A 26,010-nucleotide genomic window follows, 5' to 3' on the forward strand; every position below is an offset into this window, starting at 1 on the left:
TCTTACGTCAAGAAGAGACTACATTCATATTTACTGGAACGTTCTCATATGTGCCGCTCCTATTTTATAATATAAGTACTTCGTTAGAGGCTTCGTCAGAGTCTGGTTCAACGTGAACATGAACAGTGTACACCTCATGCTCTTTTAACAGCTCGTCTTCTACATTTGTTGAAATATCATGAGCTTTCTGCAGATCCAAATCCGATCGTACCAGAATGACCACATCGACAACAGCATTATTACCATAATTCCGTGCTCTTAAATCCTTAACTGCCTCTACCCCGTCCACATTGGCAATTGTACTCCTGTATTCCTTGATTAGCTCTTCGTCAAATCCATCTGTAAGATGGTGTGTAGCTTCCCGAAAAATGTCCCAGGCGGTTTTACATATTAGGATGCCCACCGCTACTGCTGTTAATGGGTCGAGCCATGGCAGGCCGAATTGGGAACCAATAATCCCTACAACTATCCCTATGCTAACCCAGGCATCCGAGATATTGTCTTTTGCAGCTGCCATAACCGCCTGGCTCTTGATTTTCAAAGCAAGTCTTTTGTTATATCTGTAAACCAGATACATCACAGCGGCACAGAAAATGCCTGTCCAGGCTGCGATGAGGTCCGGAGATTCGCTTTTCCCCTCGAATACGGATGTAATCGCTCCGTAAAGCACTTGCAGCCCAACTACCATCATTATGAAAGACGCAACCAGTGAGGCAACAGTCTCAGCTTTCCAATGTCCGTATGTATGATCTTGATCAGCAGGTCGTTGAGCAAGTCTCAGACCGATAAGAACCGCGATCGAAGCTATAATATCGGTAGCATTGTTTAACCCATCGGCTTTTAAAGCTTCTGAATTAGACATATAACCGATCATCATTTTAATTGCAGTCAAACCAATATAAGCAATAATACTGATGATTGCTCCCTTTTCACCCAATTTTAAGTTGTCGTACTTTATTTGCTCCACGAAACGTAATCCCCCTGATTCCAACTGTTTTCTAGCACTTGTACGATGGTATCATCACGATGTTGTGTGGGTCTAGAGAAACGTTTTGAACCAAGTAAAACAATGTCTGTACAACGAAAGAGTTTGACCTCGGCCAAAAAAAGTTGCGATAAGTAAACTTTTAGATATTGTGAATCGTACACCTTCTCCAGTCACAATGCTCCTCTTTACTTCGGTTTGCCCCACCTTTTCCGCATATAGCTTGACTCTGGTATCGTCCCAGGGTTTATCGTGTTGTATATCAAATATGGCTTTACGAATCAGGAGTGGATGAAGATGATCTTGCAAAAACAGTTTGACCACGTGTTTGAAATTATGAAGCAATCATTTCCCGAAGCCGAATACCGGGAATATTCAGAACAGAAGAAACTGCTGTCCCATTCATGCTATCGCCTTCTTACAGAGGAAAATGAGCAGAATGACGTGATTGGTTTTCTCGCAGGCTGGGAGTTCGAGTCGTTCAGATATGTTGAGCATTTGGCTGTTTCCCCGAACATTCGTGGAGGCGGCATTGGCAAGTGGTTAATGGAGCGTTTCATGAACCAGTCAGCCAAGCCGGTTATCTTGGAAGTTGAATTACCAGAAGATGAGCTAAAGCGGAGAAGAATCGGATTTTATGAGCGCCTGGGATTCTGCCTGGGGGATCATTCTTATGTTCAGCCGCCCCTTCGGGCTGTCAGGCAGCAAACCTTACCTTTACAGATCATGAGTTATCCGACAAAGTTGACCCCGACACAATTTGAAATGGTGAGAGAATTACTGTATAAGGAAGTGTATGGCGCGCCTTCGGCATACGCACACGCATATATTAGCTGAGTATAAATGAGGAAAAAAACCGATGAAAAATGATTATAAAATCAATGAAATCTCGAAGCTTTACGGAATAGGTGTTGATGCACTGCGTTATTACGAGAAATTAGGGCTGCTGGAGCCTCGGCGAGACGGAAACGGGTATCGTCTGTATAGCCTTCAGGATATGTATAAGCTGAATATCATCCGGGACCTGCGCCAGTTGGATTTTACGATGCAACAGATCAAGGCGTATTTGGATGAGCAAAGTGTCGAAAATACGCTTCAATTGTTGTTCACTGAACAGGAACTAATTAAGAAACAAATAGCCAAACTCGAAACCACGCAGCGTATGATTCAGGGCAGAATAAAGGTGTTAACTGATGCCAGCAAAATTCAGACAGGAGTTTTCTCCATCAAAACGTATCCTGACCGGCCGTGTCTTCATCTCAATACACGTATAACGAAGGATGAGGAGATGGATTACGCCATTAAGAAACTGCATCAAAAGCATAAAAGTCACATTCCGGACTTCGGCAACCAATTATATGGTGCATCCGTGTCCCTTGAGGAATTAAAGCATGGCGTAAGGGATGTCTTTAACTCCGTCTTCTTTATTTTTAATCCTGACGAAGCCAGAACGATCAATTATGATTACATGCTGCCAGCTGGTGAGTATCTGTCCCTCTTTTATCGGGGTAACTACCGTCAAAGTTATGAAAAAATGCTTGAGGTCGTTGCTTATGCGAATGACAATGGATTCCGTGTAATGGGTGATCCTTTTGAAATTTATGAAATTGATAATCGTGATACGATCATTACCGAGCAATTTCTGACCGAAATACAGCTGCGGATTGCCAAAGCATGATGAACTTCAAAGGGTAGAAGTTATAGAATTCGACTGGATGCCATAACTTCTACCCTTATAACAAAAAAAGTCGCTAAATTATTAGCGACTTTTTTTATGTTATATCCTTTTCTCCCCGACATTAACTCCTGCTTGTAGTGATTAGTGAATATCTTTCTTTTTGAAATTGCCGCCCTTCACTTCGGCTACGTCGTACACTACAATAAAAGCATTAGGATCAATTTCGTGAATGATATCCTTGATTTTGCTTTCCTCCATACGGTTGATTACGCAGGTAATCTCTTTGAATTGTTCATTGGTATACCCGCCGTAAGCATCGGTATACGTTGCTCCACGACCTAATCGATCACGAATGGTTTCGACCATGATCTCCGGTTGATTGGTAATAATTTTAAAGGTTTTGGAGCCGCTCAAACCTTCCTCAACAATATGTATCACTTTGGAAGCGATGTAATAAGCAAGTGCGGACAGGATCGCCCCTTGCAGACCAAATACAGTGGATACGACAATAAAGACAAACATGTTCAAGAATAAGATTAGATCACTGGTTCCAAAAGGTAATTTGCGTGAAAGCAGGACAGCCAACATATCGATTCCATCCAATGCCCCACCATTACGCAGCGCCAAACCCATACCAAAACCGATAATAATCCCGCCTACAACGGTAATTAACAGTGTATCCCCTTGAATAATCGTTGGTACATGGTGCATAAGGCTTGTACCCACAGCTAGCGAGGCAATACCGATAATGGAGTAAATAGCAAAGCTCTTACCTATTTGTTTGTAGCCTAACCATACAAATGGAATGTTGATGATACCAATCAGCATACCTAACGGTAAACCAAACAGTTGTGAACCCACGATACTAAGACCTGTCACACCACCGTCTGATACATTATTTGGAATTAATACAGCTTCCAGACCATACGAGGTAATAAAAGCCCCGATCATAATCAATAACACTTTGGAGATAATTTTCAGTTTGTTAGACTTTTGCACGTTCCTTTGATTCATTCCTTTTCCCCCTTGATGAACAAACATAAAAAATAGTCTATAACAAAATTCACTATTTTGGCAATATATCGTCACATAGGCAACCACTGAATTCGCTCTGCTCGTTTCCTCGATCAGATTACATTATTTCCCGATTGATACTCGATATGCCGTAATTTTATTCTCCAGCATCTGATCTGCTGCGTGAAGTGTGTGCATCTGCTGTTGAATCGCCTCTTTGTGCTCTTCCAGCAACTTCAAACGCTCTGCAGCCGTATGCTCACCTTCCTGATATAAGGATGCGTACTTTTTGATGATAGCGATGGGCATTTGAGTCTCTTTTAGTTTGATTACAAATTGCAACCAATTCAGATGTGATTCGTTGTATCGTCTATCTCCACTAGCATCACGGAGCGGTATGATAATCTGCTCCTTCTCATAATAACGCAATGTGTGGGTACTGATACCGAGTAGTTCAGCCACTTCACCGATTGTATGCATAGTGATCCTCCTTCTATATTCCGCTTGACTTAGAGTAAGCTCTAATCAGTATAATCAACTCGTAGTCATATCACAATAAATAATGAACCGAATCCAGGAGGAATATCCATGAAGTATACAGTGATTACCGGTGCCAGTTCGGGCATTGGCTATGAAGCAGCTTTGGCTTTTGCGGCTCGCGGCAAACATTTGATCCTGGCTGCACGCAGAACCGACGAACTGGAGAAGTTAAAATCGAAAGTAACTGAAATTGATTCTGATTTGGACATCGTCATTCGCACGGTGGATCTGTCCATCGCTGCCAATGTCCATGCATTTTATGAAAGTCTCCATCAGTACTCAATCGAGACATGGATTAACAACGCAGGGTTCGGAAATTTTGCTTCGGTTGGTGAACAGCATCTACCTAAAATCGAACAGATGCTTCATCTGAATATAGAAGCATTAACCATTCTTTCTTCCCTCTATGTACGTGATTATGCAGAGGTTGAGGGCACACAGATTATTAACATCTCCTCTGGAGGTGGATATACGATCGTGGCGGATGCAGTAACCTACTGTGCAACAAAGTTCTATGTAAGTGCCTTTACGGAAGGGCTCGCACAGGAATTAAAAGGAAAGCGTGCAGCAATGCAAGCCAAAGTACTTGCGCCTGCGGCAACGGAAACGGAATTTGCGGAACGTGCTTTTGATCTGGACCAGTTCGAATATGAGGGCCGTGTTCCCCAATTCCATACAGCAGAACAAATGGCTGGATTTTTGCTTGAGTTATATGACAGCGAAAGCGTCGTCGGTATTGTAAATGGATTAACCTATGAGTTCGAATTGAAAGAACCGATTTTTCCGTATGCCGCGAGAGCAGCCTCGAAACCCAACGATGAATCATAAACACAACCGTTTACCCATCCTATGTTAAACGTCAAAAGGGAACCTGTGGTCAGGTTCCCTTTTGCTTTTGCTATATCTGTAAAAAGTATTAAGCCAATCTCATTTTGAAATCCTGATAGCCGAACTCGCGAACCACTTCGCAATCACCATCTTTTCTTTTTACTGCGATGGCTGGTAACGGCATGCCGTTAAATGTATTGGTTTTGACCATGGAGTAGATCGCCATGTCCTCAAATACCAATCTGTCACCCGTTTTGAGCGGTTGATCAAACGAATAATCGCCGATCACATCACCTGACAGACAAGTTTGTCCACCCAGACGATACAGGTGAGGTTTCTCTCCTGCTTCTCCCGAACCGATAAGCGGTGGGCGATACGGCATTTCCAGCACGTCCGGCATGTGGCATGTGGCCGAGGTATCCAGAATAGCAATGTCCATACCGTTCTTGTGGAAATCGAGAACGGAAGTCACCAGGAAGCCCGCGTTCAGCGCAACTGCTTCGCCCGGCTCCAGATATACTTCCAGACCATATTTTTCCTGCATGCGTTTGATGCAGGCTTCCAGTCTTGGAATGTCGTAATCCTCGCGTGTGATATGGTGTCCACCGCCGAAGTTGATCCATTCCATTTGTGGCAGCCATTGTCCAAACTTCTCTTCTACCGCATTCAGCGTCGTTTCCAGATCGTCTGAATTTTGCTGGCACAAGGTATGGAAATGCAGTCCGGAGACCCCTTCCAGCAGCTCCGCACGGAAATCTTCTTGCTTTGCACCAAACCTTGAGCCAGGAGAACATGGATCGTAGATCTCATGTCCCTCCTGAGTCGAGCATTCAGGGTTAATACGCAGGCCTACTTTTCGACCAGCCTGAAGCGCTTTGCCCTTGAACTTCTCCAGTTGGGAGAATGAATTGAAGATAATATGATCGGTAATCGAAAGGATTTCATCAATCTCATCTTCGCGATAGGCCGGGGCAAAGACGTGGTTCTCTTTGCCCATCTCCTCATGGCCCAGGCGGGCTTCATACAGCCCGCTTGCCGTTGCACCGCTCAGATATTCTCCAATGAGCGGATACATCGTGGTCATGGAAAATGCTTTCTGAGCCAGCACGATTTTGGCTCCTGTACGCTGCATAACACCGTTCAGGATTTTGAGATTTCTTTCGATAAGTCCTTCGTCAACAACAAAACATGGTGTCGGTAATTGCTCAAACCGCATCTTAACGAACGAGCTCCGATTCTTTGACTTCTTCTGGCAGTTCGTCAACGAGTACCGGGTTGAAGTCTTCAACCCATGGGAGACCCCATTTGTTCAACTCTTCCATGAATGGATCTGGATTGAACTCTTCCACGTTGTATACGCCTGGTTTGTTCCATTTGCCCGTCATCACCATTGCTGCACCAATCATGGCTGGAACACCTGTTGTGTAAGAGATCGCTTGGGAGCCGACTTCTTTGAAGCATTCTTGGTGATCGCAAATGTTGTACACGTAGTACGTTTTGTCTTTGCCGTCTTTTTTACCTTTGAAAATACAGCCGATGTTCGTTTTACCCACAGTACGTGGTCCAAGGGACGCCGGATCTGGCAATACCGCCTTCAGGAATTGCAAAGGAATAATTTGTTTGCCTTCGTATTCGATAGGTTCAATCGAAGTCATGCCCACATTTTCAAGTGCTTTCAAGTGCGTAAGGTAGCTTTGACCAAATGTCATGAAGAAACGAATGCGTTTCAGACCAGGCATGTTTTTAGCCAAGGACTCCAGCTCTTCATGATAAAGCAGATACATGTCTTTCTCGCCAACTTCTTTGAAGTCATAGACACGTTTAATTTCCATCGGTTTTGTTTCGATCCATTCACCTTTTTCCCAATATCTTCCGTTAGCCGAAACTTCGCGGATGTTGATTTCAGGGTTGAAGTTGGTTGCGAACGGGTAGCCGTGATCCCCACCGTTGCAGTCCAGAATGTCAATATATTCGATCTCGTCAAAGTAATGCTTCAGGGCATAAGCAGAGAATACACCCGTAACACCTGGGTCAAATCCGCTGCCGAGCAGAGCTGTAATTCCTGCTTTTTCAAAACGCTCTTTGTAATCCCATTGCCATTTGTATTCAAATTTTGCCGTATCTTCCGGCTCATAGTTCGCTGTATCCATGTAGTTCGTTTTCGTTGCAAGGCAAGCATCCATGATTGTCAGGTCTTGGTAAGGCAATGCCAGGTTCATGACGATATCCGGTTTAACTTCGTTGATGAGGGCGATCAGTTCGTCAACGTTGTCGGCATCCACTTGAGCTGTCGTAATTTTTGTTTTACCGCCGTCCAGCTTGGCTTTAAGATCGTCACATTTGGATTTCGTACGACTTGCGATGCAGATTTCCTCAAATACTTCGCTGTTTTGAACGCATTTATGAACTGCTACTGAAGCTACGCCGCCGGCGCCGATGATTAGTGCTTTTCCCATTTTCCATTCTCCTAACCCAATATGAATTTTTTTTAAAAATTTAACTTTATTATTTTTCTCATTTTTCAACTTTTCGCCCGTTCTGAACCAACAAAAAAAGCAAGGTGAAAAATGCCCCAAACGCGCATCATCACACTTGCTTGTCGATATACATCATTAAAAAGACGCAAAGTTCCCATAACTAAAAAAGTTCAAAAGAACTCCTGTAGCGGAAAGCTTCTTCATGTATATCAATATCAGATCAGAGTCTATATAGCAAATAATTCGCCTTTACCACTCTTATTGACCGTTTCACAAGTTGATGTGCAGATGCACTGGTTGTAAAGTAACCAACTTATAAAATTTGAGCTTTTAACTCAATCAATAAGGCAACATAAGTTGCCAATCGGCGTTTGACCCGGCTGTCCGTATGGCCTTAACTTCCTTAAGAGAAGTGGTCAAAAATTATCTGCTGGAAAGACCTGATTCATGTTGATATATCTGCTTTCCAAAATCACAGGTCTTACAATATCAGATACATTGCAAAAAATCAAGCGATCTCTAAAAATTTATTTATTCATTATTTTGGAACCCACATTTCGCTCTTCGGCACGCCTGATTATTGGGGCAGATATTTACCTGAGCTTGAAGAAAGCTCGTGAATCTGACATCGATATGATAGATGTGGCTAACCTGGGGATTTAGATGATCCTATCGTGTTAATAGTTTTAAAATAAGTTGTTAAATGAATTATTTTCACATAAAAACGCATCCAAAAATATTTTCAGTTCACTTGAAATTTTATACAATTTTGATAGGTAGATATGATATATTTGGTATGTAATTTAAAATATATCCCAGAAAAGAGGATCTTATGAAAAAAGCCGTTTTGCTATTTGCTGCAATTTTCATGTTTTTGCTCCCCATCGCTCCTTCAGCGTCTGCGGCTGGAGACCGCCTCATTTACGACATTATGTATAACAACTCGATTCCACTCGTATCCAACAACGTCAGGTTTTCACTGCAATACAGCGTCTACGGCGACCTACAGCTCTGGGATAACCGCACACGCACGATGTTATGGAACACCAAGACCAGTGACACAAGAATAAATCATTTCAAGATTGATTATTGGAGTGGAAAACTAGTACTTCAGGATCCCCAAAACACACCTTACTGGACGTCAGACAACAAGGCATGGTCTACATCGTACTATGGAGCCGACAATGTGCCACCCAACCTCAGAGGTAACGTGCTCATCGTTCAAAATGACGGCAATTTGGTGCTTTACAATACAGAAACACCGAGTGCAGGCTGGTATCCTGTCTGGGCTTCCAATACAGGAGGCCATTAAGGTCTGTTGTACTGGAGCACAAGTTGTTTAATCAAAGCTTCATTTGATTGATGCTTGTCCTCATTCATTTTCGGGTTTCAAACTAAAAATACACTCACACAGTGTAAACGTGTGCGAGTGTATTTTTTGGTATGGCGAATGTTTAAACTGCCATGACTCTCATTCACATCCGTGTATATCTTATTTCCTTACCCTTCGGCTTCTCCGATCATTTGCCGCTCGATCTTCTTCATCTCATAAAAATAACCTTTTTGCTCCATTAACTCCGCATAGGAGCCTGTTTCCACTATCGTTCCCTGTTCCATAACCACAATCCGATCCATCTCTTCCAGACCGGTAAGCCGATGACAGATCAAGAGAAGCGTATCCTCGGCTGCTTGTGCATAGAGATGTTTCATCACTCGTTCTTCTGTAACGTAATCCATGGAGGAAGTTGGTTCGTCGAGAAGCCATAACCGTCCCTTGCGAAGCATGACCCGTGCCAGAGCCAGCCTCTGCTTCTCGCCGTCCGACAGGTTTTCCCCTTTTTCATATACTACATCGGTCAATGATGTACTCGGCAGCTGTACTTTCGCCAGCACATCCAACAGTTGCTCGTCCGAATGTTCATCATCATTCAACAGCAGGTTATCCCGGATCGTTCCCCGGAAGAAATGACTTTGCTGCAACACGACATTTGCCGTCTGCCAAATACTCGTCTCCTCCAATTCCTTCACCGAAATGTCATTTAATCGGATCTCCCCAGTCGTAGGTGTTCGCAGTTTAAGCAGCAATTCAATCATCGTTGATTTGCCTGATCCGCTCGGTCCAACAATCGCCGTTTTGGAGCCGGGTACAATCTGCAGCGAAATATCCTTTAACGCCGGTCTCCACTCCCCTTCATATTGAAACGTAACATCGCACAGATCAAGCGAAACAGCCTGATTGTCAGATAACGCTCCTTCTGGCTGCGTAGACACACGCTGCCTATCGGAGGTCTGTATCGTTTCCGTCAGTCGCTTGGCTGCGTGTTCGCTATCCTGCTTATACAAAGGTAATGTCGCCATTGCCGCAGCTTCTTCGAATACGGTTAGTGAGGCCATGACCAGCATTGCAAGAAACACGCCAGCCAGCGCTCCATCAAAAATCAGATAAGCACCAAGTGTCAGCACGCCCCAGGAAATAAGGAACGTAACCAAAGCATGCATGGATTGCCCGCGCAGGAGGTGTCCGGCAGCCCTTTGCTGCTGGTCCGTCAACGCAGCAGAAGCCTGCTGCAGCTGCTGCTCTCGCTGAGCCAGTTGTCCGTACACTTTCAAATCCCGGAATCCATACAATACTTCGGTGACTTCCGTGGAAAGCAGCGCCCGTTGCTCGCGAACACGACCATGCATTTTTCGCTGTCCAAGCAAAACTATTCCCGGTACAACCAATGCCGTTGTGAGCATACCTACTACAAACAAAACCGCAATCCAGAATGAAAAGGCAGAAGTAAACAACACTGTCGCCAAAAAAACCATGACAACAATGATCGGTGGATAAGCAACTCGCAAAAAATAATGTTGCAGGCTCTCCACATCCCCAACAATGCGGGCTAGCAGGTCCCCGCTTCGCTTTTTGTTCAATATTCCCGGCGTTAAAGGAATGAGCTTCGCAAAAAAGGAGGTACGCAAACGGCTAAGCATAGAGAAGGTAGCCCGGTGGGAATACAAACGCTCCCCGTAACGACTCGCTGCCCGAAGCAGTCCAAGCAACTTGACCAGCGAGGTGAGTACAATTAAGGTATACAGCGGTGGCGCAAAGACCGTTTGTGAAATCAGATATCCGCTCGCAGAGAAGAGGGCTACTCCTGCAATCCCTGCAATAAACCCACCTAGAATGGAAAAGATGATATCCTTGCGCTCCTGAATCATGGCTTTGGACAAAATCGCTAGTTCATTCATGCTAAGCCCCCCTTTCGTTGAACCTCAATCATCTCGGCATACTGGGGTAGGCGCGCCATAAGCTCTTCATGCCGTCCCGAATCCACTAGCACACCGTTGTCCATAAACAATATACAATCGGCATGTTGAATGGTATATAACCGGTGAGCCACTGTAATCATCGTCGCCTTGTCAGCCAATCTGGCAATCGAACGTTGCAATATCTGCTCCGTGCGCAGATCCAGTCCCACCGTGGGTTCATCAAACAATATGATGGATGGACGCTTCAAGAAAGCACGTGCCAAGGCAAGTCGCTGCTTTTCCCCGCCAGACAGACCTCGTCCCCCTTCTCCAACCAAGGTATCGAAGCCATGCTCCAACTGGGCAGCAAGTTCGGCAAGCCCGGCATCCTCTGCCGCCTGCTCAATTTCCGTCCTGGACACGGTCCGACCCGCTCCGATCGCAATGTTCTCAGCAAATGTACCTGCAAAAATATACGGATGCTGTGTAATGTAGCTAACCTGTTCGAACCATACAGCCTCATCATATTTGGATAACGGCTGTCCATTTACCAGAACTTCTCCTGATGCTGGCTTCAGCAAACCCGCAATGAGATGCAGCAATGTCGTTTTCCCTGAGCCGCTTTTGCCGACAATAGCAATGTGTTCTCCCGGATTAAGCTGGACCCGGCCAGTTTCAAGTTCGAATGATTCAGGCGAATATCGAAAACGGAGATGGTTCAAAATGATGGATGGCGGCATGGAACTGTCATTGGAACGGTCCATTTGCAATGTCCCTATCCCGTTCTCCCTTTCCATCCGATCCGTGTTATCAACCTCGTCAATCCCATCGGATGTGCCTGATCCTTCTTTGCCATCTGACGATTTGTTCTCTCCAGCCGTTTCCTCAAGCATCTGCTCTACCTTACGAACCGCTCCCATACTTGTGCGCCCGCTGTGAAAAGCCGTCCCCGTATTTTTCAACAAACTGTAAAACTCGGGAACAAGCAGCAGCACGAGAAACGCGGTGTGGAACGACATCGATTTGAATACAAGCAGCTGGATTGCCAGTTCGAGAGCGACGATACCGATACTTAGCATGACGATCGATTCCAGCATAAACGTATTGGTAAACGCAATCCGCAAAATGCCCATCGTGGCATCCCGGTAACCCAGGCTGGTGCGCTCAATCTCCTGCTGCTGACGGTGAGCGCGTCCAAATATTTTCAACGAAACGAGCCCTTGAAGAGAATCCAGAAACGTACCGGAGAACTCAGCCAGCTGCGCATATTTCTCCTCTGATTTATTTTTCGTCTTCAGTCCCACCAAAATCATGAACAAGGGGATAAACGGGGCGGTAAACAGCATAATGAAGCCTGCGTTGGCATGCTGCATAAACGTTACCACCAAAATCAGAATCGGAATGATGGCAGCCTCCATCATACGCGGCATATACTGACTGAAATAACTGTCAGCCTCATCCACAGCATCCAGAGCAACACTGACCTTTCCGCCTGTTTGGCCATGAAGGGTTGATGGCATCGACGCATGGGTCAAATGTTCCAGAACGGCTGCCCGCATATTCGTCTTCGCACTGGCAGCCATATGCAAACCAACTTTTCCGTTCCCATAAGACAATCCTGTACGTATGACCATGACAGCCAGAAGTATCCCGAGCAGCATGACGACCGACGAAAGGGAAGCCTTCTCCACGAAAATCCGTTGCACAGCTTCAGCAAGCAGCGCAGCCTGACTTACAATCGCTGCACCCAGCCCAAGTGAAATGACCGCGAGGAGCGAAAGACGTTTTCGCTGGCCAGACATTTGTTGAGAGATCAGGCTTGTTTTCCTCTTCATGTTCACTTTCCTCCTTTCTATGAACCTGTGAGATTACTCCCTTGCATCGCATAATGAATTCAATTTATTTTTTTCCCTTTACATAGTCCGCATCAAACAGAAACAGTCTGAAAACCAGAATCAAGGAAGGAATCAACATACACATGCCACCGATAAAGACAACAACCAGTGCGAAGCCCATTGCTGGTGAGGTTACACTGTTTTGAATTGTAATGAACGGATCAAGGATATAAGGATATTGACCAATTCCGTAAGCGAAGAAGGCACAGAAAAATTGCAGCATGATGCATATAAACGCTAATCCGTAGCGGCGTCCGTTATAGATCAGCCACATCGCTATCATGAAGAAGGCAACGGAAAGTGCAAGCAGCCACCATAAATCCATCATATTTTGAAAATGTCGCTCATTGTGCTGTCCCAAATAAATAAATGCAGTCAGTGCGATGATAATCGTCGGTGTGCTCCAGAACAGGGCATAGGTCCGTACCAGCTTCAATGCAGCGTGATCCTCTGCCCGCGACGCATAGAAGGCCAGAAATGAGCTGCTAATAAATAATACAGACACAATCGCCAGTCCAACGATGCTCCATGATAACGGATTGGTAAACAACGTCCAGTAATCCAAAGAAACCATCGAACCCTGCTTCACGATAAAACCACCTTCAGACAGCGTTAGCGCCACTGATAGCGAAGCGGGAATAAGCAATCCCGAAGCTCCATATAGAAACAGATACACGATATTATTTTTGGAACCATAGTTCTCAAAGGCATAAAACGACCCACGAATGGCGAGCAAAATGACAGCAATACTGCCCGGTACGAGCAGCGCTGATCCGTAATAATAAGCCGTGTCGGGAAAGAATCCAACGATGCCAATGTAGAAAAAGACAAAAAATACATTCGTAATCTCCCATACCGGTGATAAATAACGAGAGATCAGACGATTAATCAGGTGATCCTGTTTCGTCAGGCGTGCATAAAAGGCAAAGAAACCCGCCCCGAAATCAATGGAGGCTACTATTAAATATCCATACAAGAACAGCCAGAGCACCGAGATGCCAATCAGTTCGTAACTCATGTACGCTCACCCTTTTCTGTAGACGGATTGCGCTTCTCCTTCATCCATTTCTCCATCTCGACTTCTGCCGGATTATTGTTGAACAAACGTCTTAGTACGAGAACACACATCACTCCCAGAACAATGTAAAGAAGCAGGAAGAAGAAAAAGATCATTCTGATGTTGGGTGATGAAGTAGCGGCTTCCTCTACACGCATATATCCCCGGATAATCCACGGCTGTCGTCCAAGTTCAGCATAGAACCAGCCCAGCTCAACCCCGAGAAAAGCCATCGGTGCGCCTAGCGCTATAATCCCAAGCAGCCACTTGTTCAGCTCATTGCGCTTTTTCCAGAACACAAACAGGAAATACAGAACCGAGATAACCAGCAGCGTAAATCCGATTCCCGCCATTAAATCAAACAGGTAGTGAACGAGCAGCGGCGGCCATTCGTCCTTCGGAAACTCCTCCAGTCCAGTTACTTCGGCATTAAAGTCACTAAAGGCCAGGAAGCTGAGCAGTTTCGGCAGGTGAAGAGCCCCTATAATTTCATGCTCCGCATTCAGCCATCCCAATAAAATCAAATCTGCGCCACTTTCCGTCTCAAAATGCCATTCTGCTGCTGCAAGTTTCTCCGGCTGATGCTCAGCCAGAAACTTGGCGGACACATCTCCCGCTAACGTGTTTAGTAAGCCGAATAGCAGAACCACCGCCATCATGAGATTCAAGGCTTTTTTGTGGTAGGCAGACGCCCCTTTTCTCAGCATTGCAAAGGCTGCAATTCCGGCCAACAGAGCAGCTCCTGTCAAATAGGCCGAGCTTAATACATGAAACACCTTGGAGAACGTCGCCGTATTCAGCATCGCCTGCACCGGGTTAACCGCTGTGAATTGGCCTGCTTCCATCACAAAGCCTCCAGGCTGGTTCATGAAGCCGTTCACCGTCGTAATAAACACAGCCGACATCCCTGCACCGGTGACAATGGGAATCGTCAGCAGCCAGTGGATGTATGGATTTTTGAATCGATCCCACGTATACAAATAAATGCCCAGGAAGATGGCTTCAAAAAAGAACGCGAATACTTCCATAAATAACGGAAGTGCAATGACATTGCCTGCCAGTTTCATAAAATTAGGCCACACCAGGGCCAGCTGCAGTGAAATCGCAGTACCAGTCACCACACCAACCGCCACAGAAATGACAAACCCTCTTGACCACCTCTTCGCCATCAGTGTGTAATGAGGGTCCTTCTTGCGAATCCCCATGAACTCAGCAATTGCGATCATTAGGGGTATACCGACGCCAAGTGTCGCAAAAATAGCGTGGAAGCCCAGTGTCATTCCTGTCACCAGCTTGCTCCACATCACCGTATCGATTGCCATACTTTACTGCCTCCTTTCAAACTCTGTTCGATATTTGTACTGATTTGAATCTTTTACTTATTAGGTCAGTCAGCCCTCGGACTGCGTTCTATATCAGGTTGATAGAAGCCCACTAGACTGATTCAGAGTTTATCTACAAACCATTCCTCCATCGTTGTATGTACAAAGAGAATTTTTTCACAAAGTAAGAGACGAAGGAAGCTTTACCACACCATCATTGTGTATTGCCACATAGTAACTGGACTGAGCATGGGTTGGCGAGCTGTGTTTTACCTGATACTGAAGGGCCAAAGTACTTAACGGGACCTAATAGTTAAAATTATTATATCTTTGTGAATTAGCAATTCAATCACTGACACGTCTTCGTCCCTAAATGTTCAAGAAAGGATCAACTCTTTCTGACAACTCGGTGAAAAGCATTAAAAGCACCCAAAGGGGCTATTGATTCATCAGGCACAACCGTGGTATTGCGATTTTCCATTCTACTATGCATGCAAGATGTTCGGAAAAATCGTTCACGTTTGCCTGGATTCTCATTGCAGCTTACAAATAAAACAAAAAAAGCCGCTCCTATAGCGACTTCTCGACTTGTTTTGTTCATAAGCATACATCTTGCAAAGCTCAATTCTTTTGCTGTACGGTCTGCTCCAGCCATTGCTGCAAGGGAATATCCTTGGTCAACTCACCGAGCAGAATGTGACTGAATATACCTTCCTGATCTATGATCATGGTCGCTGGCAACCCGGTGATGCGATATAGACCGGAGACCTTTCCGGTCACATCAATGATAACAGGGAAATCGAATTGCTGTTTCTCCATAAATTCACGAATGGTGCCCTTCGCTTCCCCCACGTTGACAAACAGGGTCTCTACATCGTTTTGATATGTCTGAGCGATCTGATTAATCATTGGCATTTCCCTCACACAGGGCGTGCACCATGAAGCCCAGAAGTTAATCATGACGACTTTGCCCCGATAATCGGAGAGCTTCACCTGTTCTCCTGCTGAGTTAACCGCAGTGAATTCGGGGGCAATTACGCCTGCTTCAATAGCACTGGTCCTTTTGGACTCGGATGATGAAGTCCCCTGATAAATGGCCCACGCCGCGACCAGCACAGCAGCCATTCCAATCAGGATAGTAAGCAAACGTCTCATTTTCGCACTCATTTTTCTATTCTTTATTTCCAATCGATTCACCTTCATTTTAAGCCAAGACTATGATGAAAAGCAGCATGAAGCGACCCAAACTGCTCTCGAAACTTCTCAGTAGAGCCATCTCCCACATTACGTCCCTGATTCATAAAAACAATGTGATCTGCAATATCATCTGCAATCTCAAGCTGGTGGGTGGAGAACACAACCATATGCCCCTCCTCCTTGATCTGTTTTATCAGATTTGCAAACTCCTGCATCCAGAAAGGATCTAGTCCATTCGTCGGCTCATCAATGATCAGCAGCGGAGGCTTGGCCAGCAGAGCCTGGGCAAATAACACACGCTGCCGCATACCTTTGGAAAAGGTCGTGACTCGTTTCTTTTTTTGATCGGCCAAGCCTACCATGGTTAGCACTTCCGTTACTCGCTCTTTGGGCACTTTCCTAAACGCCGCCCAGAACTGAAGCACTTCCTCTGCCGTCAAACCCTGGTTGAAATGATAATCATCCGGCATATATCCGATCTGTTCCGAATATCGCTTTCGTTCTTTGGACCAGCGCATCTTGTTTACAATGATTTCACCCGAGGTAGGTTGAAGAATACCTGCGAGCATACGCAGAACGGTGCTTTTTCCGGCCCCATTTCCTCCGCATAAGGCAAGCACATGACCGGAAGAAACGCGAAAGGATATATCCTCAACAATCTGTTGTTTTTTTATGGATTTACACAGTCCAACAATCTCTGCTTCCACGTTATCCATGGGAACGCCCCCTTTCCCATATCCCGTATACTGCCACGATCGAACATGCAATCCACAGCAGGCATATCCCCATAAAAATCCAGCTCCCGCTCGATGGCTGTAACCAATCTACCCACTGATAATATTCAGGTCCCAGAATAGAGCCCCCGCCAAGTTTAATCACCACAAACAAACGTACCAGCTCAGCCGGATTGATGAAGGTTAGAACGGTGAGTAAAGGTTTTACCCACTGATAAGGCATGAGACCCAACACGGAGATTAGAAGCGTAGGCCATCCGATCACCGCAAAAAACCAAACGGATACGGATATCGTTAACGCTTGCCAGCGATTTTTGGATAACGAACCGATAAACAGTGCAATCGTCAAAAATAGCAGCACCAGTCCACAGGAGAATACCAGAAATAAAAGGTATGTCATGACATTTAAAGGGCTGTCCATCCATCCGCTGAGAATTCCCATCAGGCCATAACCAAATGTAACTATCGTTATTAATACAACGGACAGACCGAGATATTTGCCAACAATAAAAGACATCGTACCGATGGGGTAAGTGGACAACAGCTGCCAGCTGCCCTCTTCTTTTTCAGAAGTCAACGAGAACGAGCCCAGAAAGAGGGTCATCAGCGGCAACAGATAAAGAATGAGATTTAACATGGAACCTGTCGTGCCAGAGTAGCCTGCTACAAAATTCTGAGAATTAATGATTAACAAACTCAGGCTAAACACGCAGAAAAGAATCAAAAATGAATATGACCAGGGGTTGCGAAAGCCCATTTTCATTTCTCGTCGAACGACTTGGAACATATCTCCCATCATGCATCACCATCTTCATTGTTCATTACTTGTGGCCTGATTCTTCCGTTGATTCACTTTCCCCATGCGTTTCTTCATGCATACCTTCACCCATTCCCTCTTCGGAATGCCCGTGCTCACCCTCACCCATCATATCCATCATTTCGGTATTCTGTTTCCAGTCGTGAGAAGCGAGGTCTTCAGCGGTCATGATCGTTCCTACACCCTGCTCAGCTACAAAAGCTTCCGCGGAGGCTTTATCCTTGAAATTGAGGATGCCGTAAGCCATGGGTGTACGCAGTGAAGCATCATATACATAAGTGGCTTTGCTGTACTCAATCCATTCCTTGTCATTATAATCACGAACAAAATCCATCCCGATATTATCTGTTCCGTTCTCTTCTTTCCACTGATGCATACAACCAATGTCATCAAATTTATAATTTTTACCGTCTTTTGTGGTAAGCTGCGTGGCATAGGCATCATCTTTCACCTGCATTTTGCAAATGGCACAGATATCCACGTCTTCATTAATAGGCAATGCCTCGTATTTTTTTCCGCAAGCTGTTAATAACAGCACCCCAAAGAGAAGCACCATCACTGTTTTCCAATGTGTTTTCATTCTCATTTTCGTAATACCCCCATTTTGATCATAATAAAAGTAGCTAGGCCCAGTAGAATGCATCCAATGATCCAAACCCCAGTTGTCTCTTTGACTGCTTTTGTACCTGTCTTCGTCGTCTTTGATTGCGCTTCCATACTCATTAACGGCGATCTGTCGCTTGTCCACTCTGCCTTGCCTTCCGTAAACAAGCTGCTCATAAAGATCATGCCTGGAGATTGAAAGAAAAGTTGATAGGCCGAATTTCGGTTGACCACTTGCTCATAAAATGGATTAATCCCATAAGACAGTTCACTAATTCCATCATTGTTCAGGTCAAGACCCTGAAAGGAATCCCAATAATTTTCCTTCATCTCATTGTTCCGGCTGTCCATCGCTGAAGCTTCAATCACATTCGAAACAAATTGGTTTCTGGTAAACTGATTATCCTCCGCAAGAACGAGCTGAATTCCGATGAAATTCCGGAGCACCGCATTGCCGCGAATTTCATTTCCTGAGGATTCAGCAATGTTCATGCCAACACGATTACCTTCCACGACATTGTTATGAACCGAAGATTGCTGTACGTCATACAACAAAATCCCTTGTGAATGCACATTTTCGTTCTGTTTGCTAAAGGAATTTCCCGATACAACCGTATTCTTGACACCCATGACCATGGCTCCGGTACTGTTGTTCTCCCCCACATTGTCCATAACAGAAGAACCATCAATATACATACAATGAATGCCATATCTGGTATGTAACAGCGTATTAGCCTTAACCGTAAGATTGCGACTATTCTCCAGGTAGATCCCGTCCCGCATACCCGTAATTTGGTTGTCTTCGATGTGGGTGCGATGGGAATTGTACAGATCAATGCCATTCCCCTTTTGACCACTGGAAGCAGACTCCGGTCCAGCCCATGAAATGGTATTGCCTTGTATGAGCCCGTCGACGGAACCCCGCAGCACGATTCCAAAACTTTGACTCTGAATATCCAGGCCCGTGATCTCTACACGATCTCCTTCAACCAGAATCGCAGCAGTGGGTTCGTTCGTTAAATGTTGAACCGTGAACCCCTGCAAAGTCACTCCATCTGAACGAATGGTAATCGTGGATTCAGCTTCCATATTCAATACCGTTACCGATGAATCTCCTCGAATGGATATATTCTTGTCTATACTTACGGGACCAGAATAAATACCCGGCTCAAGCACAAGCACTTCTCCAGGTTTAGAACCATCAATGATTGGCTGGAGTGGAATAGCGTCTTTGGTATCAGAAGCAGCGTTCGCAGAGTCAAGTGAGTAAGATAACGGGATCGCCAGTATACCCACAAGCAGCAACAAGCCCAGGACAATCCGTCCGTTTAACATCATAACCTCCTTCATGAAGCACACTGCTCATAGTGTACATAAAAACAAATTTTTACCATATAGCTCAATCTGGCTATAGAGCTGGACGTTTTGTGTCCAATTTGTGAGGTCATGGTGGTGAAAAGCAGAGAAAGTGACATCCACTTATACATAGAAACCGAAAGAACGCTCCGATCTAGTAAAAAAAGCTTACTACAGACGATTGTGGTCTGTAATAAGCCCTTGCTCCAATGCGTAACGTGTCAGTTGAACACGATTTTGAACCTGCAGCTTTTGCAAAATGTTTTTCAAATGATTCTTGACCGTATATTCTGAAATCGTATAATTCACAGCGATTTCTTTGTTCGTCCAACCTGCAGCCACGCCATACAGAATATCCTTTTCCCTTGTCGTTAGTGGAACGTCAGGTTCTTTTTTCTCCGTGAGTGAGACATCCTTCAGGATTTGGTAAGCCACCTCGCGGCTCAATGGAGCTTCTTCTGTAACAATGGAATGAAGATATGCCAGCCACATGGACGGTTCCAGATTTTTGAGCAAGTAACCCTGAGCTCCCCGCTTCAACGCTTCCAGGAGGTGGAGTACATCATCCGAGACGGTAATCATGACAATTTTCACATAAGGAAAGGCTAATTTGATCCGCTGTGTTGCTTCGAGACCGTTCATAATGGGCATCTGAATGTCCATGAGGATTAAGTCGGGAAGCCACTGTTCTGTATAGTCAATCGCCTGTTGACCGTCCGATACGACGCCAATCACTTCGAAGCCGGGATCCATGGATAAAATTTCACATATGGCTTCTCTCGCATGAGCGTGGTCGTCTACAACAAGTACGCGAGTATGGCTCATAACATCTCACCATCCTTTGAAAATTCGACAACAGTAAGCTGCTGCTCCCTTCGGAATTGCATGTTAAAGTTCAGTTCATTCATCCGCTCTCTCATAATTTTCAGTCCATATCGATCCTTTCGTTCAAAGGGGTTCATCTCAAATCCTTTTCCATTATCTCGAATCGTGATATTCCAGCAATTCTTGTGCCCGTTTCCCTGAATCCATCCTTGGGAAGCTGATGCGTGCTTCTGAATATTAAAGAGGGCTTCCCGAATACAAGCGAGCAGTTCTACTTTCTCTTTGTCCGTAAATGTATCATCCGGGATGTTCCAATCCAGTTCGATTCGGACGGGAATATCTTTGACAATTCTTCGGATTTGACCAAGTAGTGTGATCGATTCGTTCATAGTGAAGGTATTGTCAACGTTAGGATCATAACGTAAATCGGCAATGGCCTGGCGTACATAACGATTGACTTCATGAACCGTTTTTTTAATCGAATACACATCGTCCAGCTGTTGATCCTGCTTGGCTTGTTCCTCCAAACGCCCTACTTTCACCGATAATAAAAAAAGGGATTGGGCGATTCCATCATGAAGTTCCTTGGCCATCTTTTCCCGAGATTCAAATGCGGCTTTGGCTTCACGCTCATGCTCCAGCTCTTTTTGAATTCGTTCCAGGATAAGAAACAACCGAGTTAACAACGTTATACTCACTACATACACAATGACAGGTGTTAGCCAGTTGCCCAAATCCATTGATATATAAGGGAGTAGAAACCGATGTCGTACATATTCCCAGAGAGCAACGGTTAAGGTGGGAATCAGCAAGATCATCCACTTGATTTGTTTATAAGACATGTTCCCCTCCTGAACTTCAAGATAAGCATCAGTGAGGCAGACGAAGAATATAACCGAACCCCCACAGGGTTTGAATCAGATCTTCCCGATTCGGCACATGTTCGGAGAGTTTGTCCCGCAACCGTTTTACATGGGTATCTACGGTTCGATAATCCAGATCTTCCTCATGCTCCACTTTCCAAACAATTCTCAGCAAATCCTGCCTGGAGAATGCGATTTCCGCGTGTGTCGCCAGATGATAAAGCAAATCAAATTCTTTGGGAGTCATATGAATCTCCTCGTCTTCTACTGTGACTCTTCGGGAAGTAGGATTGATTAAAATAGAGGAGATCAACACCTCGCTTGCTGAATGGTCTTTTGACGCAGGTTTGATTAATCCGTTATAACGAGCCATCATGGTTTTGATGCGCAGCACAACTTCCCTCGGACTGAACGGTTTCATGACAAAGTCATCCGCCCCGGCTTTGAAAGCTTCAAGCCGATTCCCCTCTTCTGACTTGGCTGTCAGAAACATGACGGGTATGCTTAAGTTGGTCCGTAGATATTGGCATATTTCAATCCCCTTAATATCGGGGAGAATCCAATCCAGAATGATCATGGCATACGAGTCATGATGAAGCTTGCTTAAGGCTTGCCAGCCCAGCGAAGCCTCCTCAACGATAAATTGTTCTTTCTCCAAATACATGCGAAGAAGTCCACGGACCCGTTTATCATCATCTACAATCAATATTCTATTTTGCTGCAGGGTCCCGTTCATGTCTTACCTCCAAATCTTTGCGATATGTAATCAGCATACCTTCAACGTACTCAAAAGGCATGACTCCATAGAGCCATGCCTTTTGATAATCTATCTCTGAATTGTAGACAATGTATGAACGATGATGTTCAGGTTGATTTCTCTCCTGTGACGGCTGTCAATCATAATTCTCGAATGCACCAAATATCGTGCATTCGAATATGGATATCTACTAAGCCACAAATTTTTTAAGCCTAGTAATAGAGCCCATTCATGAGGTTTTTTCACAAAATCGATACCGATATACAATTGACAATTCTATATATTGATATAAAATTGAAAATATAATCTATATATAGTGTTTGTTTCTGATCACCGTTCATTTGTCAAGGAGGATAATGATCATGCTAATTGTGTATGATTCTATAACCGGGAATGTTAAGAGGTTTATTTCCAAGCTTCAACTGCCAGCAGTACAGATTCAAAATCAAATGACGATTGATGAACCGTACGTACTTGTGACATATACAACAGGTTTTGGGCAGATACCTGATAAGGTGTCTTCTTTTTTACAAAAAAACTCTGAATACCTGATTGGCGTGGCCGCCAGCGGTAATCGTAACTGGGGTGAGCGTTTTGCCAAAAGTGCAGATTTGATCTCTGCATCTTATAACGTCCCGGTTATTAGTAAATTTGGATTATCAGGTTCCAAGAAAGACGTGGAGTATTTTAAACAGGAGGTGAGCCGCATTGCGTCATATTGAATTAAATAACATGCTGCTAAAACGCAACTCTGATGGCTTCTTCCAGTTACATAAGGATAAAGAGGCTGTAGAGGAGTTTATGAAAGAAATTAAAGATAAAAGTATGGCATTTGCCAACATTGATGATCAGGTCAAATTCATGATTGATCATGATTATTACGAGGATTTCTATGCTTCCTATACAGCTGACGAAGTTAGAACCGTATTTGAAATTACGCGTGGCTATCAGTATACCTTTCCTTCCTATATGGCAGCGTCCAAATTCTATACTGATTATGCGTTGAGAACATATGACCGCAAAACATACCTTGAGCAATATGCAGATCGGGTAGCCGCCGCTGCACTTCATCTGGGTCGTGGACACTTTGATACGGCTTGTTTGCTGTCCCGTTCGATGATGGAGCAGCGTCTTCAACCGGCAACCCCCACTTTCCTGAATGCGGGAAAAAGTCGGCGCGGTGAACTGGTTTCTTGCTTCCTGCTTGAAATGGATGATTCACTGAACTCCATAAACTATGTCCTAAACACGTGTATGCAGTTATCCAAAATCGGTGGTGGCGTTGCTGTCAATCTGTCGAAGTTGCGTGCTCGTGGTGAAGTCATTAAAGGAGTTGAAGGTGCTGCTAAAGGCATCACGCCTGTTCTCAAGCTGATGGAAGACGGCTTCTCCTACGCCGATCAGATGGGTCAACGTAAAGGTTCTGGTGCAGCATACTATAATATTTTCGGTTGGGACGTTATGGAACTGCTGGATAGCAAAAAAATCAATGCGGATGAGAAAATCCGGCTGAAAACTCTCTCTATCGGACTTATTGTTCCTAATCGTTTCTATAAGCTGGCTCAAGATAATGAGCCTCTGTATCTCTTCGCACCTTATAGTGTTTATAAGGCGTATGGAACACATTTGGATGATATGGATCTGGACGTAATGTATGATACCTTGCTGGCTGACGACCGGGTGAAGAAGAAAAAATCGCTCAGCGCACGGGATATGCTGACCAAAATAGCGATGACTCAACTTGAATCCGGCTATCCCTACATCATTAATAAAACCAATGCCAATCAAGCACATGCCTTGAAAAACGTAGGACAAGTCAAAATGTCCAACCTCTGCACAGAGATCTTCCAGCTCCAGGAGACTTCTGAAATTACAGACTATGGTCAACCGGATATTATCCGCAAAGATATCAGCTGCAACCTGGCCTCCCTCAATATTGTTAATGTTATGGAGAGTGGCAAGATCAAGGAATCCGTGCATGAGGGCATGATTGCACTGACCTCCGTCAGCGACATGACGCATGTTGCCAATGCTCCCGGTGTGGCTAAAGCCAATTCCGAGATGCATTCCGTTGGCTTGGGAGCCATGAACCTGCACGGTTACTTAGCCAAAAACAGGATTGCTTATGAAAGCTCGGAGGCCAAGGATTTTGTACGTACCTTCTTTATGACCATGAATTATCATTCTCTGGAGAAAAGTATGGAGTTTGCAGTTCAAACGGGTCAACGGTTCTATGGATTTGAGCAGTCGGATTATGCGACTGGCGTATATTTTGATCGTTATGTGACTACGGATTACCGTCCCACCACATCGAAAGTACAAGAATTGTTTACCGGCATTGCTGTTCCGTCTCCCGAGGATTGGAACCAGCTTAAGTCTAAAGTGATGAAAAATGGTCTCTACCATGCCTATCGCATGGCTATTGCTCCAACGGCCAGCATCTCTTATATCCAAAACGCAACATCCAGTGTCATGCCGATCGTAGAACAGATTGAGACACGGACCTATGCCAATTCAACCACGTATTATCCAATGCCCTATTTGCAAAAGGATAACGTCTTCTATTACAAATCAGCGTATCAAATGGATCAATTCAAGGTGATTGATTTGATTGCGGAGATTCAGCCGCATGTGGACCAAGGCATCTCAACCATTCTGCATGTAAACAGTGATGTAACCACGCGAGAGTTGGCTCGCTGCTATCTGTATGCTGCTCATAAAGGGTTGAAATCTTTGTATTACACAAGAACCAACAAGCTGACGATGGAAGAATGCATTGCTTGTTCAATATAAACAAATTTCCCTTTAGGGTATTACGATTGGAGTTTGATATACCATGCCGGCAATTCAAGCTGTGAACTGGAATCGGGCGGATGATGATTTCACCCTGATGTTCTGGAATCAGAATATTATGCAATTTTGGACCGATGACGAGATTCCTTTATCCGATGATAAAATGACCTGGGGCATGCTCAGTGATGTAGAAAAAGACGCTTATATGAAAGTTTTGGGAGGCTTAACCCTTCTGGATACAATCCAGGGCGGTGTAGGTATGCCGCAGATTATGGAGCATGTCGATGGACTGCAACGCAAAGCTGTACTTAGTTTTATGGCGATGATGGAACAAATTCATGCGAAATCATACAGCAGTATTTTTACCACGTTGGCATCAACCGAAGAAATTGACAGTGTATTTAAATGGGTGGAAGAAAATCCATATCTGCAAACCAAAGCGTCGGTTATACGCCAGTATTATATGAGTATTGAAACTTCAAAAGATCTGTATATGGCTATGGCGGCCTCCGTTCTTTTGGAAAGTTATTTGTTTTACAGCGGATTTTTCTATCCACTCTATTTAGCTGGACAAGGCAAACTCACATGCAGTGGTGAGATCATTGATCTGATTCTAAGGGATGAAAGTATTCACGGTGTATATGTGGGCGTGCTGGCCCAGGAAATATACGCAAGCTTTGATGAAACGCAGCGGAACGATGTGTATCAAGGTTTGGTTGATCTAGTACAGCTTCTTCATCAAAATGAGTTGAAATATACGAAGGAATTATATACCCCTATTCATTTGACCGAAGAAGTCGAAGCATTCCTTCGTTATAACGCTAACAAAGCGATGATGAACCTCGGTTTTGAGCCATTATTTGAAGACGAGGAAGTCAACCCGATTGTATTAAATGGAATCAGTACACATACCAAACAGCATGACTTTTTCTCTAAAAAAGGCAACGGGTATATTCGTACTCTGAATGTAGAACCTCTGACGGATGATGATTTCAAATTTGAATAAGTGATAAAGAATTATAATAGGGCTAACGT

24 protein-coding genes are annotated in these 26,010 nt (G+C 44.6%); 7 read left to right on the forward strand and 17 right to left on the reverse strand.

Going from position 1 to position 26,010, the window contains the following annotated elements; all coding sequences use genetic code 11:
• Positions 1 to 64: 64 nt before the first annotated feature.
• Positions 65 to 967 (reverse strand): cation diffusion facilitator family transporter, encoded by a 903-nt coding sequence (locus tag MKY42_RS19115; RefSeq protein WP_110001235.1) that lies wholly within the window; start codon positions 965 to 967, stop codon positions 65 to 67.
• Positions 968 to 1,282: 315 nt separating this feature from the next.
• On the opposite strand from MKY42_RS19115, the gene MKY42_RS19120 reads away from it, so the two are divergent.
• Both MKY42_RS19120 and MKY42_RS19125 read left to right on the forward strand, forming a co-directional pair.
• Positions 1,283 to 1,822 carry a GNAT family N-acetyltransferase gene (locus tag MKY42_RS19120; protein WP_339843979.1) on the forward strand — a complete coding sequence of 180 codons (540 nt, stop codon included), beginning with the start codon at positions 1,283 to 1,285 and terminating at the stop codon, positions 1,820 to 1,822.
• Positions 1,823 to 1,844: 22 nt separating this feature from the next.
• Positions 1,845 to 2,663 carry a MerR family transcriptional regulator gene (locus MKY42_RS19125; protein WP_339843981.1) on the forward strand — a complete coding sequence of 273 codons (819 nt, stop codon included), beginning with the start codon at positions 1,845 to 1,847 and terminating at the stop codon, positions 2,661 to 2,663.
• A 141-nt stretch (positions 2,664 to 2,804) separates the two neighbouring features.
• On the opposite strand, the gene MKY42_RS19130 is transcribed toward MKY42_RS19125, so the two are convergent.
• On the reverse strand, positions 2,805 to 3,677 hold the full coding sequence (locus MKY42_RS19130; protein WP_063562775.1) for a YitT family protein: 873 nt from the start codon (positions 3,675 to 3,677) through the stop codon (positions 2,805 to 2,807).
• Positions 3,678 to 3,800: 123 nt separating this feature from the next.
• Positions 3,801 to 4,157 (reverse strand): MerR family transcriptional regulator, encoded by a 357-nt coding sequence (locus MKY42_RS19135; RefSeq protein ID WP_090899683.1) that lies wholly within the window; start codon positions 4,155 to 4,157, stop codon positions 3,801 to 3,803.
• 108 nt (positions 4,158 to 4,265) lie between these two features.
• On the opposite strand from MKY42_RS19135, the gene MKY42_RS19140 reads away from it, so the two are divergent.
• Positions 4,266 to 5,045 carry an SDR family NAD(P)-dependent oxidoreductase gene (locus MKY42_RS19140; protein ID WP_090899686.1) on the forward strand — a complete coding sequence of 260 codons (780 nt, stop codon included), beginning with the start codon at positions 4,266 to 4,268 and terminating at the stop codon, positions 5,043 to 5,045.
• A gap of 88 nt (positions 5,046 to 5,133) precedes the next feature.
• On the opposite strand, the gene nspC is transcribed toward MKY42_RS19140, so the two are convergent.
• Positions 5,134 to 6,261 (reverse strand): carboxynorspermidine decarboxylase, encoded by a 1,128-nt coding sequence (gene nspC, locus MKY42_RS19145; RefSeq protein WP_163760493.1) that lies wholly within the window; start codon positions 6,259 to 6,261, stop codon positions 5,134 to 5,136.
• A 1-nt stretch (position 6,262) separates the two neighbouring features.
• Positions 6,263 to 7,501 carry a saccharopine dehydrogenase family protein gene (locus tag MKY42_RS19150; protein WP_090899692.1) on the reverse strand — a complete coding sequence of 413 codons (1,239 nt, stop codon included), beginning with the start codon at positions 7,499 to 7,501 and terminating at the stop codon, positions 6,263 to 6,265.
• A gap of 853 nt (positions 7,502 to 8,354) precedes the next feature.
• Between MKY42_RS19150 and MKY42_RS19155 the strand changes: the two genes are divergently transcribed.
• The gene (locus tag MKY42_RS19155) at positions 8,355 to 8,834 is read left to right on the forward strand and encodes a hypothetical protein (RefSeq protein ID WP_179264295.1); all 480 of its coding nucleotides are present in this window, start codon (positions 8,355 to 8,357) and stop codon (positions 8,832 to 8,834) included.
• Positions 8,835 to 9,022: 188 nt separating this feature from the next.
• Here MKY42_RS19155 and cydC read toward each other — a convergent pair whose 3' ends face one another.
• The 12 genes from cydC to MKY42_RS19215 form a co-directional block, all read right to left on the reverse strand.
• The gene (cydC, locus tag MKY42_RS19160) at positions 9,023 to 10,756 is read right to left on the reverse strand and encodes a thiol reductant ABC exporter subunit CydC (RefSeq protein WP_339843990.1); all 1,734 of its coding nucleotides are present in this window, start codon (positions 10,754 to 10,756) and stop codon (positions 9,023 to 9,025) included.
• Positions 10,753 to 12,591, reverse strand: a complete 1,839-nt coding sequence (gene cydD, locus MKY42_RS19165) for a thiol reductant ABC exporter subunit CydD (RefSeq protein ID WP_339843992.1) — start codon at positions 12,589 to 12,591, stop codon at positions 10,753 to 10,755. The genes cydC and cydD overlap by 4 nt, the downstream gene beginning before the upstream one ends.
• A 64-nt stretch (positions 12,592 to 12,655) precedes the next feature.
• On the reverse strand, positions 12,656 to 13,669 hold the full coding sequence (locus MKY42_RS19170; RefSeq protein WP_339843994.1) for a cytochrome d ubiquinol oxidase subunit II: 1,014 nt from the start codon (positions 13,667 to 13,669) through the stop codon (positions 12,656 to 12,658).
• Positions 13,666 to 15,030: a cytochrome ubiquinol oxidase subunit I gene (locus MKY42_RS19175; protein ID WP_110001228.1), complete on the reverse strand. Its 1,365-nt coding sequence runs from the start codon at positions 15,028 to 15,030 to the stop codon at positions 13,666 to 13,668. The genes MKY42_RS19170 and MKY42_RS19175 overlap by 4 nt, the downstream gene beginning before the upstream one ends.
• Positions 15,031 to 15,651: 621 nt before the next feature.
• The gene (locus tag MKY42_RS19180; protein ID WP_257031375.1) at positions 15,652 to 16,197 is read right to left on the reverse strand and encodes a redoxin domain-containing protein; all 546 of its coding nucleotides are present in this window, start codon (positions 16,195 to 16,197) and stop codon (positions 15,652 to 15,654) included.
• A gap of 32 nt (positions 16,198 to 16,229) precedes the next feature.
• A complete protein-coding gene (gene ccmA / locus MKY42_RS19185; RefSeq protein WP_339843997.1) occupies positions 16,230 to 16,943 on the reverse strand; it encodes a heme ABC exporter ATP-binding protein CcmA in 714 nt (237 codons plus the stop codon).
• Entirely contained in the window at positions 16,936 to 17,757 is an 822-nt protein-coding gene (locus MKY42_RS19190) for an ABC transporter permease (RefSeq protein WP_179265853.1), read from the reverse strand. The genes ccmA and MKY42_RS19190 overlap by 8 nt, the downstream gene beginning before the upstream one ends.
• 25 nt (positions 17,758 to 17,782) lie before the next feature.
• A complete protein-coding gene (locus tag MKY42_RS19195; protein ID WP_257031374.1) occupies positions 17,783 to 18,364 on the reverse strand; it encodes a nitrous oxide reductase accessory protein NosL in 582 nt (193 codons plus the stop codon).
• Positions 18,361 to 19,719 carry a NosD domain-containing protein gene (locus MKY42_RS19200; RefSeq protein ID WP_339844000.1) on the reverse strand — a complete coding sequence of 453 codons (1,359 nt, stop codon included), beginning with the start codon at positions 19,717 to 19,719 and terminating at the stop codon, positions 18,361 to 18,363. The genes MKY42_RS19195 and MKY42_RS19200 overlap by 4 nt, the downstream gene beginning before the upstream one ends.
• 189 nt (positions 19,720 to 19,908) lie before the next feature.
• Positions 19,909 to 20,562, reverse strand: a complete 654-nt coding sequence (locus MKY42_RS19205; RefSeq protein ID WP_090899722.1) for a response regulator transcription factor — start codon at positions 20,560 to 20,562, stop codon at positions 19,909 to 19,911.
• Entirely contained in the window at positions 20,559 to 21,404 is an 846-nt protein-coding gene (locus MKY42_RS19210; protein ID WP_339844002.1) for a histidine kinase, read from the reverse strand. Before MKY42_RS19210 ends, MKY42_RS19205 begins: the two co-directional genes overlap by 4 nt.
• Positions 21,405 to 21,432: 28 nt before the next feature.
• Complete coding sequence (locus MKY42_RS19215; protein WP_179264283.1) at positions 21,433 to 22,161, reverse strand: response regulator transcription factor; 729 nt, start codon at positions 22,159 to 22,161, stop codon at positions 21,433 to 21,435.
• Between the two features lie 383 nt (positions 22,162 to 22,544).
• Between MKY42_RS19215 and nrdI the strand changes: the two genes are divergently transcribed.
• The 3 genes from nrdI to nrdF are packed head-to-tail and all read left to right on the forward strand — an operon-like array spanning position 22,545 to position 25,981.
• Positions 22,545 to 22,904: a class Ib ribonucleoside-diphosphate reductase assembly flavoprotein NrdI gene (nrdI, locus tag MKY42_RS19220; protein WP_339844005.1), complete on the forward strand. Its 360-nt coding sequence runs from the start codon at positions 22,545 to 22,547 to the stop codon at positions 22,902 to 22,904.
• Positions 22,891 to 24,975: a class 1b ribonucleoside-diphosphate reductase subunit alpha gene (gene nrdE, locus MKY42_RS19225; RefSeq protein ID WP_339844006.1), complete on the forward strand. Its 2,085-nt coding sequence runs from the start codon at positions 22,891 to 22,893 to the stop codon at positions 24,973 to 24,975. The genes nrdI and nrdE overlap by 14 nt, the downstream gene beginning before the upstream one ends.
• Before the next feature lie 43 nt (positions 24,976 to 25,018).
• Entirely contained in the window at positions 25,019 to 25,981 is a 963-nt protein-coding gene (gene nrdF / locus MKY42_RS19230; RefSeq protein WP_339844007.1) for a class 1b ribonucleoside-diphosphate reductase subunit beta, read from the forward strand.
• Positions 25,982 to 26,010: the final 29 nt, after the last annotated feature.

The organism is Paenibacillus sp. FSL W7-1088, assembly GCF_037969855.1.
GTDB lineage: Bacteria > Bacillota > Bacilli > Paenibacillales > Paenibacillaceae > Paenibacillus.

What these genes read in the sequence shown, in the direction of transcription:
- MKY42_RS19120 (WP_339843979.1), top strand. Translation starts at nt 1,283, where the DNA reads ATGATCTTGCAAAAACAGTTTGACCACGTGTTTGAAATTATGAAGCAA.
- MKY42_RS19125 (WP_339843981.1), top strand. Translation starts at nt 1,845, where the DNA reads ATGAAAAATGATTATAAAATCAATGAAATCTCGAAGCTTTACGGAATA.
- MKY42_RS19130 (WP_063562775.1), bottom strand. Translation starts at nt 3,677, where the DNA reads ATGAATCAAAGGAACGTGCAAAAGTCTAACAAACTGAAAATTATCTCC.
- MKY42_RS19135 (WP_090899683.1), bottom strand. Translation starts at nt 4,157, where the DNA reads ATGCATACAATCGGTGAAGTGGCTGAACTACTCGGTATCAGTACCCAC.
- MKY42_RS19140 (WP_090899686.1), top strand. Translation starts at nt 4,266, where the DNA reads ATGAAGTATACAGTGATTACCGGTGCCAGTTCGGGCATTGGCTATGAA.
- nspC (WP_163760493.1), bottom strand. Translation starts at nt 6,261, where the DNA reads ATGCGGTTTGAGCAATTACCGACACCATGTTTTGTTGTTGACGAAGGA.
- MKY42_RS19150 (WP_090899692.1), bottom strand. Translation starts at nt 7,501, where the DNA reads ATGGGAAAAGCACTAATCATCGGCGCCGGCGGCGTAGCTTCAGTAGCA.
- MKY42_RS19155 (WP_179264295.1), top strand. Translation starts at nt 8,355, where the DNA reads ATGAAAAAAGCCGTTTTGCTATTTGCTGCAATTTTCATGTTTTTGCTC.
- cydC (WP_339843990.1), bottom strand. Translation starts at nt 10,756, where the DNA reads ATGAATGAACTAGCGATTTTGTCCAAAGCCATGATTCAGGAGCGCAAG.
- cydD (WP_339843992.1), bottom strand. Translation starts at nt 12,591, where the DNA reads ATGAAGAGGAAAACAAGCCTGATCTCTCAACAAATGTCTGGCCAGCGA.
- MKY42_RS19170 (WP_339843994.1), bottom strand. Translation starts at nt 13,669, where the DNA reads ATGAGTTACGAACTGATTGGCATCTCGGTGCTCTGGCTGTTCTTGTAT.
- MKY42_RS19175 (WP_110001228.1), bottom strand. Translation starts at nt 15,030, where the DNA reads ATGGCAATCGATACGGTGATGTGGAGCAAGCTGGTGACAGGAATGACA.
- MKY42_RS19180 (WP_257031375.1), bottom strand. Translation starts at nt 16,197, where the DNA reads ATGAGTGCGAAAATGAGACGTTTGCTTACTATCCTGATTGGAATGGCT.
- ccmA (WP_339843997.1), bottom strand. Translation starts at nt 16,943, where the DNA reads ATGGATAACGTGGAAGCAGAGATTGTTGGACTGTGTAAATCCATAAAA.
- MKY42_RS19190 (WP_179265853.1), bottom strand. Translation starts at nt 17,757, where the DNA reads ATGGGAGATATGTTCCAAGTCGTTCGACGAGAAATGAAAATGGGCTTT.
- MKY42_RS19195 (WP_257031374.1), bottom strand. Translation starts at nt 18,364, where the DNA reads ATGAGAATGAAAACACATTGGAAAACAGTGATGGTGCTTCTCTTTGGG.
- MKY42_RS19200 (WP_339844000.1), bottom strand. Translation starts at nt 19,719, where the DNA reads ATGATGTTAAACGGACGGATTGTCCTGGGCTTGTTGCTGCTTGTGGGT.
- MKY42_RS19205 (WP_090899722.1), bottom strand. Translation starts at nt 20,562, where the DNA reads ATGAGCCATACTCGCGTACTTGTTGTAGACGACCACGCTCATGCGAGA.
- MKY42_RS19210 (WP_339844002.1), bottom strand. Translation starts at nt 21,404, where the DNA reads ATGTCTTATAAACAAATCAAGTGGATGATCTTGCTGATTCCCACCTTA.
- MKY42_RS19215 (WP_179264283.1), bottom strand. Translation starts at nt 22,161, where the DNA reads ATGAACGGGACCCTGCAGCAAAATAGAATATTGATTGTAGATGATGAT.
- nrdI (WP_339844005.1), top strand. Translation starts at nt 22,545, where the DNA reads ATGCTAATTGTGTATGATTCTATAACCGGGAATGTTAAGAGGTTTATT.
- nrdF (WP_339844007.1), top strand. Translation starts at nt 25,019, where the DNA reads ATGCCGGCAATTCAAGCTGTGAACTGGAATCGGGCGGATGATGATTTC.